At 61.4% G+C, this 7768-nt stretch carries 7 protein-coding genes; 5 read left to right on the forward strand and 2 right to left on the reverse strand.

Annotated features, from left to right (window positions below; genetic code table 11):
* Positions 1 to 330 precede the first annotated feature (330 nt).
* The 5 genes from ACXJMY_RS31875 to ACXJMY_RS31895 all read left to right on the forward strand — a co-directional run bounded on the left by ACXJMY_RS31875 (position 331) and on the right by ACXJMY_RS31895 (position 5805).
* Positions 331 to 1035, forward strand: a complete 705-nt coding sequence (locus tag ACXJMY_RS31875; protein WP_456623310.1) for a hypothetical protein — start codon at positions 331 to 333, stop codon at positions 1033 to 1035.
* Positions 1036 to 1665: 630 nt separating this feature from the next.
* Positions 1666 to 2598, forward strand: a complete 933-nt coding sequence (locus tag ACXJMY_RS31880; protein WP_456623311.1) for a sulfotransferase domain-containing protein — start codon at positions 1666 to 1668, stop codon at positions 2596 to 2598.
* A gap of 223 nt (positions 2599 to 2821) precedes the next feature.
* Complete coding sequence (locus tag ACXJMY_RS31885) at positions 2822 to 4030, forward strand: radical SAM protein (protein ID WP_456623312.1); 1209 nt, start codon at positions 2822 to 2824, stop codon at positions 4028 to 4030.
* Between the two features lie 86 nt (positions 4031 to 4116).
* Positions 4117 to 4983, forward strand: coding sequence for a hypothetical protein (locus ACXJMY_RS31890; protein ID WP_456623313.1), 867 nt, complete (start codon positions 4117 to 4119; stop codon positions 4981 to 4983).
* An 87-nt stretch (positions 4984 to 5070) separates the two neighbouring features.
* The gene (locus tag ACXJMY_RS31895) at positions 5071 to 5805 is read left to right on the forward strand and encodes an SAM-dependent methyltransferase (protein WP_456623314.1); all 735 of its coding nucleotides are present in this window, start codon (positions 5071 to 5073) and stop codon (positions 5803 to 5805) included.
* Here ACXJMY_RS31895 and ACXJMY_RS31900 read toward each other — a convergent pair whose 3' ends face one another.
* Together ACXJMY_RS31900 and ACXJMY_RS31905 are read right to left on the reverse strand one after the other, a co-directional pair.
* Complete coding sequence (locus ACXJMY_RS31900) at positions 5806 to 7482, reverse strand: outer membrane protein assembly factor BamB family protein (protein WP_456623315.1); 1677 nt, start codon at positions 7480 to 7482, stop codon at positions 5806 to 5808.
* 35 nt (positions 7483 to 7517) lie between these two features.
* Positions 7518 to 7768, reverse strand: a 251-nt coding sequence (locus ACXJMY_RS31905) for an aspartyl/asparaginyl beta-hydroxylase domain-containing protein (RefSeq protein ID WP_456623316.1), incomplete at its 5' end; no start/stop codon positions are given.

The following is a 7768-nucleotide window of genomic DNA, read 5'->3' on the forward strand; positions in this document are numbered from 1 at the left end:
CCGTAAGCCAAGACTTCTGAGGTCCGCGGCGATGCCATTGGCCGGTCCGGCAAGCCCTGTGACGGGTGATCGATAGAACTGCCAGACGGTGCCGCCGAAATACGGATTGTTCAGAACGGACGACCACCCGGCTCCCGTCCAATAAAGCGTGATCGGCGCGGTCACGGAGGCAGGAAATTTCTGCAAATTGTTATCCGACACAGGAGCCTCCCAGGTGCCGGCTCACATCGCTATCGATATGAGCCCGCGCGTACGTCGTTTGATGGCAAGGTCTGGCGATTTTGCTTTGGCGACACTATTAATGTCACCGGAGCATCCGGAGAGCTCACCATGTTTCGTTGGCTGCGACGCGAACCACAACAACTGGTCGAACGACGAAAGGTGTTGTCGCCAGCACTGGCGGACTACCCGCCTTACCGGCCACCCCATCGTCAGGGCCCGTTTCTTCGCCGCCGCGATGATCAAGCTGAAGAAGATTACACGCGCTATTCCCACGAATACGCCGCGCGATCGGACGAGAATTTCGCGTATTTCATGGGGCAACGCACAGCGCGCCTCGCCGCGCTGCAATCGTTTCTGAACAAGTTCGGGGTGAGCGCCAGCCTCGACGATGCAGGGCTCGCCAGCGTGTCGGCCTGGTTTTCCGACAACGGCTTCGCGCTCGCCAACCTCCGGGAGCCGGCCGTCAGTCAGGCGTTCTATCAAATGCAGACACCGTGGACCGAGGGGCTTCTTGGGCTCAATGTCGTCTTCGATCTCGGCATTTTTCTCGGTGATCTGCTCATCCAGAAGCAGCCGAACCTGCACTGGACGTACGTTCGCGGGCTTTCTGACGACGGGGACAGCTCGAGCACTGGCTACAAGATCGAGGGCTTTCGCAGGAAGGCAAAAGTCAACAGGCTGAGCCCCGCGGATTACGTCCTCGGCTGTTGCTGGAACGATCTCAACGAGCTCTATTCGTATGCACCGCGACCGAGCGCCCTGCGGGACCGCGATATTTTCGTCGGCTTGGTCCGCGCTTACGCGGCTCGCTGAGATTCGCTGAGGCCCAAGCCCGCGCCTCTTCGGCTCAATCGCGCAGAGCCCAGCCCGATTATCGCCGGCATATCCTCCAGCTCGAAACGATGCGATCGTTGCGGGGCATGCGACGCGATCATCCGAGCATTCACATCCCTTAGCGACACCCGGCCTCAAACTGACCGATGCTTCAGGCCACAAGGCTACCTCCCGACCAAATCTTCTCTGGCCAGCCAAACACCGCACAAATTGTTTTGAAGAGTCTAAGTCAGCCCGCGTCGTCGTGGTTCTAGCCGGAGTCGTCGCGCAAACGGGCTTCCCCGACCCGCTATTGCGACACTATGTCTCGTAGTATGAAATCAACATACAACCTGATCGATTTCAAGAGGTATCTGACGACTTCCAAAAATTTCTCAGTGTGTATTCCATCTCCGCCGCGCGGTGTCGTAACTTGTGATGTGACTGCGAGAAAATCATCCGCGTATCTCAGGCCAGACAACCTTACATGAAACTGACAAGCCATCGAATCGTGTCGTATGTGCCCGAACGGGATTCCGTTCGCGCTTTGATGAGCGCGATGGAAGATCGATGCTTCGATCGCTGCGGATCGCGGACCACGATCCATTCCACCCGATCGGAGCTACTCTGATGCAACTCGGTGTACTCGCGCCCGGTGCCGATAGGCCTGCTCACTCGGAGCCAACCAAGCAGAACATCATCTGGATCGCGTCCTACCCGAAATCCGGCAACACCTGGGTGAGAGTGTTCATCCATAATCTGCTGAACGAACTGTCCGGCGTCGACGAAGCGCAGGACATCAATCGGATGGACACGCACACGCTCTGGGAATTTGGCGCCAAGCCGTTCGAGCGCGTGCTGGGAAAAAGTCTCGCCGCGGCCGATCAGAGCGAAGTCGCCGCCGCCCGCCCGGAAGTGCAGCGGCAATTGGCCAACGGCCGGAGCGAGCCCGTTCTGGTCAAAACCCACCTCTGCATCGGCAATGAATATCAGCACCCAACGATCAATTTGAATGCCACGCTGGCCGCCATCTATATCGTCCGCAATCCGCTCGACGTCGCCATCTCCTATGCGCACCATTCGGGCGTGCGCATCGACGCGATGATCGCCTCCATGGCGACGCCGGGCCTGAAGACCCCCGAAACCGCACGGGCGGCCTACCAGGTCCTGGGATCATGGAGCCAGAATGTTGCGAGCTGGCTCGGACTGGCCGACCGGCCGATGCACATCATGCGGTATGAGGACCTGGTCGCCAATCCGGTCCGGCCGTTCGGAACGCTGGCGCGCTTTCTGGGCCTGACCCCGAGCGAACAGCAACTCCGGGCCGCCATCGCAAAATCGTCGTTTGGTGAGTTGCGGCGGCAGGAATCCGAGAACGGCTTCATCGAACGGCCCAAGACCGCGAAAATCTTCTTTCGTGAAGGGCGGGCCGGACAGTGGCGCGATGTCCTCTCACCCGCCCAGATCCAGGAGATCACGCGCGCTCATGCGCCCATGATGCAGCGATTTGGATATCTGGCGCCGGATTGCGGAAGGCCTCTTCGGCCGCAACAGACAGCGTGACGGCGCCGCAGCAGATCGGTGTGGTCTGTTGCGCCGGCCAGCTCGCCGGTTCTCACCTCATTGTCAGACCGGGAAAAGCGACTTAAGATTGCAAGGAAGGGTGTCCTCCATTGTTCTCTCTCGCCAGAGCCATCGCTGAAACCTGGGGTCATGCCGCGCTGGTGGAACGGGATATCTGCTCCGCTTGGTCGCTGTCCCGTAACCTGCCTTGGGAAGAGGTTCCATGCCGTTGACGGTGACGCCAATTGGCGTGCGGTGCAATCTGCAATGCGGCTACTGCTACGAGGATCCGCAGCGCGATGCCGGTAATCTTGGCGTGCGCTACGACCTCGATGCCATGAAGCGATCGATCGTCGCGCACAGCCGCGCCGATGAGCCGTTTCTGCTGTTCGGCGGCGAGCCTCTGTTGCTGACCAAGGACGTCCTGGAAGACCTGTGGGACTGGGGCTTCAAACGCACGGGACGCAACACCGTCCAGACCAACGGCGTCCTGATCGACGATGAGCATATCGCCTTGTTCAAGCGTTACCAGGTTGGCGTCGGCCTTTCGATGGATGGGCCGGGCGAACTCAACGACGCGCGCTGGGATCATACGCTGGAGCGTACCCGTCGTTCGACGGCTCGCAGCGAGCAGGCCATCGAGAAGCTTGTCGCCAACGGCATCGTACCCAGCCTGATCGTCACCTTGCATCGCATGAACGGCAGCGCCGACCGGCTGGAGAAGCTGATCGACTGGTTCTGTTATCTGGAGAGCCTCGGCATCCGGCGGATCGGACTCCATTTGCTGGAGGTGGAAAGCGAAGAGGCGCGTGAGAAGTACGCGCTTTCCACCGAGGAGACCATCCATGCCCTGCGGCGATTGCGCAAGGCACGCCAGAAGCTCAGCGGCTTGACCCTGACCCTGATTGAGGATCTCGAGCTGCTCCTGCTGGGCCAGGACTCCGGATCAAAATGTATCTGGCAGGCCTGCGATCCCTACACCACGCGTGCCGTGAAGGGGCTGGACGGACAGGGCGAACGCAACAAATGCAGCCGGGTCAACAAGGACGGCGTCGACTATCTGCCCGCCGCGCGCGAGGGGTTCGAACGCTATCTGGCGCTTTACCACACGCCGCAGGACGCAGGTGGCTGCAAAGGCTGCCGGTTCTTCCTGATGTGCCGCGGCCAATGCCCGGGCACGGCGATCGCGGGGGACTGGCGCAGCAAATCGGAGCAATGCCCGACCTGGCTCAGGGTGTTCGCCGAGATCGAGGCCGAGCTCGTCGCCAAGGGCATCACGCCGCTGTCGCTGCGACCCGAACGACTGGACGTGGAGGCGGAATTGTTGCGGCGTTGGGAATCCGGGCAGAACTCGCCGGTCGAATACGTGATGCGCGCCTTGCGCGCCCGCCGCCAGGCGGCCAGTGCCCCGGCGCAGGTGGCCCCGACGTGACAGCCGCGTTCGATCTGACATCCGGCGCTGTCGTGAGCGCGGCATCACGCGTTCCACGGGACTATTCCGATCGATTGGACTTCCGCATGCCGCCGTTCCTGCGCATGGCATGGGCGAGCGCGGCGGCGCGGGATCGATGGTCCGAACCATTGGGCCGCCTGGTCAACGAGATACGAATCTCGGAATGGCTGTCCGTGGCCGCCGGCGTTCGGTTGGCCGCGATCATGGCGGTGCCCAAAGCACGATCCTCGGCGCAGTCGGCCGAATGGGCGAACCGCGGTCTCGCCTCCCGCATACTTGGTCCCGCCGATGCCCCCCTCGTTCGCGTGCTCAACGGCAAGTCATCGAGCGTTGCGGCATCGGATGAAGTGCACCTCGTCACGCGCAACGAACGCATCGAACAACTCGCTTCGATATGGCGCGCGGCCGATCTGGGCCAGATGGCCGATTGGCTGGGTTACCCGTCCTGCTGCGCCGCATTCCTGAAGACGGTCGCGATCGAACGGCAAGAGCTGGATACGACCTGGGCCATGGTCGAGGGCCATGTCGTTGACGACAATGCTTCGCAGATTGCGGAAATAGACGACTGCACGGTCAATCCGCTGCTGTCGGCGCTCGGTCTTCGTTCGGCGCCGCATCGGCCATGCTGCTTCCATTGCCAGGCGACCCAACGCCTGGCTTCGGTTTATGGCGACCTGAGAAGCAAAGTTTCCTCTCAACCGGACCAGGGAGCGCTGGGGCAGGCGTTGGCCTGGCCGGTGGAGTGGTCGTCCCTCCATGGGATCGTCGAGGTGAAGCTGCCGATTCTCACGCTTTGCTACGACGGTGATGCGACCGCGACAGCCTACAAGGTGCGCCTCACCGGCGGCGCGCCGCCAGAGCACGCAGCGCAAGGACTGGGCTTTCCCTACCAGACGCCGCAGCGGCGCCGGCCTCGAACCGATGCCGGCTGAAGGATTCCACGCATCGTTGCCTTTTGCCGAACGGCATCCGGTTGCAGCCGCCGGCGAAGCATTCGCGCAGGATTTGGGAGCAGCGATATGAGCTCAACGACGGTCTACGTCATCGGCGCCGGGGTCGACCCGGTGCGCCATCTGACGATCGAAGCGATGAGATTCCTTGGCGCCTGCAAGGAGATCTGGACCAATGTGCCGATCGATGTATTCCGGCGTCTACCCGGAAACCTCGAACCTGCGGTGCGCAGCCTGAAGCCCTTCTACAAGGACAACCAGCCGCGCCGGCAAAACTATGCCGACGTGACACGGCATATCCTGGCCCGCGCCGGAGAACTCGGCGCCGTCGCCTACCTGACCCAGGGACACCCCATCATCTTCGACAGTGTTGCGACCAATCTCTACAGGGATGGTGCTGCGCAAGGCAGGACAGTGACCTTTGTCGACGGCGTATCCAGTATCGATACCGTGCTGCTGGACGTCCGTTTCGACCCTGGCGGAGGCCTGCAGATATTCGAGGCAACCAGCTTCGTGTACGACAAGCTGAAATTCGACACGCGCGGCGCGCTGCTCCTGTTCCAGCCCTCGGTGTTCGGAATGCCCACGCCGCGGTTGACCGCCAACGCCCCTCATCCGGACTTGCGGCTTTTGCGCGATACGCTGCTGGAGCACTATCCGGCCAACCACATCGCCACCTTTGTGCGGTCTGCGACCAGTTTCAATCCGCCGTTCATGATTGCGGTGGAGATCGGAGCGCTGGATACGGTCGCTCCATCCGCCACGCTCGCGTCCTCCCTCTTCATCGCGCCAGTCAAGGCATGATCAGCGCTGGCCGGATAGCGGCTCCCGCTCGAACGCGTACAGATGGTTCATCGCCGTCGAGACGAAAATTCGCTTTCCGTCGGGCGTTGCGGCAATGGCGTTGGTGACGGCGTCTTCCAGTTGCAGGCGGCCGCAGATTTCGAGCGTATCCGGATCGATTTCCATCACCACCCCGCCATTGGTTCCGACCATCACCTTGCCGTCGACCAGCCTCGGAGAACAATAGACCCGAGCCCTTGCCGGGATTTTCTTGATCAGGCTCATCGACGCCAGATCAATCACATACAGGTTGCGATCGCCGGAGCCGCAGAACAGCCGGTCGCCGACGATGAGTGGCGTGGTGTAGCAGATCTCCTCGGTTTCCCATTCGCCGAGCTTTTGCCCGGTCGCGAGGTCGAGCACGTAGATGGACTTGTCGAACGAGGCGAACGCGACCACGCCGCGCTTCTCGCACACGGCGGGGGCATATTTGACCGACCGCCTTGTCTTGAAGGTCCAGATCGTCTTGCCGGTTTTGGCCGCGATGGCGGCCATGACGTGATCGGCCGTCCCCCAGAGGATGAGATCGCCGCCAGCCCAGTAAGCGGGCGAGCCATGCTGGAATTTGCGGACAGGATATTCCCAGGTCTTTTCGCCTGTCAGCATATTCAACGCGGCGATGCCGCCCTGAGCCCAAGGTCGTTCATATTCAATGCCGAAAAACACCAATCCATGTTGCGGCACCACGAGCGGTGAGGCCCCTATCCATTCGCCTTGCGCTACGGCCCAGACCACCTGTCCGTCCGCCGCATCCAGACAATAGGCCACGCCATTATACGCACCGAAATAGATCCGATCCTGATGGAATGCAGGAGAGGACCAGATCCCCTTTCCCGCGGCAGCTCCGGTCACCTGATGTTCCCAAATGACCCGGCCTGTATCGGCATCGAACGCCTGCATTTTTCCGGCATCGGAGCCCCGATAAATCACCGAGCCGACCAGCAGCGGCGCCGACTTCGGCACGACGTGGAAAGGAAAACCGCCCGGAACCGGCACGTGCCAGAGCAGCCGATAGGCCTGACGCGGCGGCGGCGGGTCGTTCTGCAAGTCCAATCCGAAATCGCGCAGTTTGAACAGAGCCTGTACGGCAATGCCCTTTTGCTGCCGCCAGCGCAGGCCGGACTGCGACTCATAGTCGATGACGGCAAACAACCCGCCGACCGTTTTGCCGGTTGTGGCTTCGATGGCGACGCGCGCTTTCTCGGCACCGCTTGCTGAATTGATGATGTCGTCCACCAGGATGATGGGGGCGTCGGTGACGTTGCCTTCGATAATTCTGCCGAGCCCGGTGGACTTTCTCTCCTTGCGGATCATGAAGCCGTTGATATCCCGGTGCTGCTCAGGAGCCCGCAACAGGATGGCCGTCAACAGCGGAATTGCCGCCGTCTCCATCCCGCCGACCTGGAACCGCGCGCGGTCACGATTCAGAAGCCAGAATTCATCGGCGATGGCGGCCAGACTGTCCGGACGCATGAAGATCGCGCGCAGATCGATCAGCCAGCTCTGCAAGCGCCCATTGGTCGAGATGGGTTTGACGTCACCGCGATGGATGCCATTCTGGCTGATGTCCGCCAGGATGGCATCTCGCCCACTGTCGGGACGAGTAGCCAATGTCGCGCCGATCGGATCTTCGTCCACTCGTCGTGCCCTTACCGGATCAGACCGTTCATGCGTCACGGCTGCCCGACAAGCTTCGCCCGGTAATATTCCGTGTGACGCTTGAACTCCTCGACCAGTGCCAGGTTGCGGCGCGGCAGAACATCGAAAATGACGTGAATCCGCCAGTCATCGCCTTCGTTACCCGCCGAGTGCCAAAGATTGTTGTTGAACCACCAAACCTCACCGGGATTCCAGGTGCAGCGGACACCGCCGCATTCCATCAGGCTGCCGACACTCCGCAAGACCAGGTGATAGCGGTCGCGGC

It is taken from the genome of Bradyrhizobium sp. P5_C12, assembly GCF_054049735.1.

What these genes read in the sequence shown, in the direction of transcription:
- ACXJMY_RS31890 (WP_456623313.1), top strand. Translation starts at nt 4,117, where the DNA reads ATGCCGCCGTTCCTGCGCATGGCATGGGCGAGCGCGGCGGCGCGGGAT.
- ACXJMY_RS31895 (WP_456623314.1), top strand. Translation starts at nt 5,071, where the DNA reads ATGAGCTCAACGACGGTCTACGTCATCGGCGCCGGGGTCGACCCGGTG.
- ACXJMY_RS31885 (WP_456623312.1), top strand. Translation starts at nt 2,822, where the DNA reads ATGCCGTTGACGGTGACGCCAATTGGCGTGCGGTGCAATCTGCAATGC.
- ACXJMY_RS31880 (WP_456623311.1), top strand. Translation starts at nt 1,666, where the DNA reads ATGCAACTCGGTGTACTCGCGCCCGGTGCCGATAGGCCTGCTCACTCG.
- ACXJMY_RS31875 (WP_456623310.1), top strand. Translation starts at nt 331, where the DNA reads ATGTTTCGTTGGCTGCGACGCGAACCACAACAACTGGTCGAACGACGA.